The sequence below is a fragment of the Escherichia sp. AM3 genome, from assembly GCF_032029835.1.
Taxonomy (GTDB): Bacteria; Pseudomonadota; Gammaproteobacteria; order Enterobacterales; family Enterobacteriaceae; genus Escherichia; species Escherichia coli.
Genome location: NZ_JAVUPQ010000727.1, coordinates 1 through 337 on the forward strand (window position 1 = coordinate 1; position 337 = coordinate 337).

The 337-nt window shown below is 49.3% G+C and carries 1 pseudogene; it reads left to right on the top strand.

Going from position 1 to position 337, the window contains the following annotated elements:
* A pseudogene (locus RTW80_RS28085) lies at positions 1-337 on the top strand (NADP-dependent phosphogluconate dehydrogenase); the annotation flags it as partial.

A 337-nucleotide genomic window follows, 5' to 3' on the forward strand; every position in this document is an offset into this window, starting at 1 on the left:
AGGGTAAATACCTCGTCGATGTCATTCTTGATGAAGCAGCAAACAAAGGTACCGGTAAGTGGACCAGCCAAAGCTCACTGGATCTCGGCGAGCCTCTGTCTCTGATCACTGAGTCCGTTTTTGCTCGTTATATCTCTTCTCTGAAAGACCAGCGTGTAGCAGCTTCGAAAGTGCTGAGTGGTCCACAGGCTCAGCCGGCCGGTGATAAAGCTGAATTTATCGAAAAAGTGCGTCGCGCTTTATACCTCGGTAAAATCGTTTCCTATGCTCAAGGCTTCTCTCAGCTGCGTGCTGCTTCTGATGAATACAACTGGGATCTGAACTACGGAGAGATCGC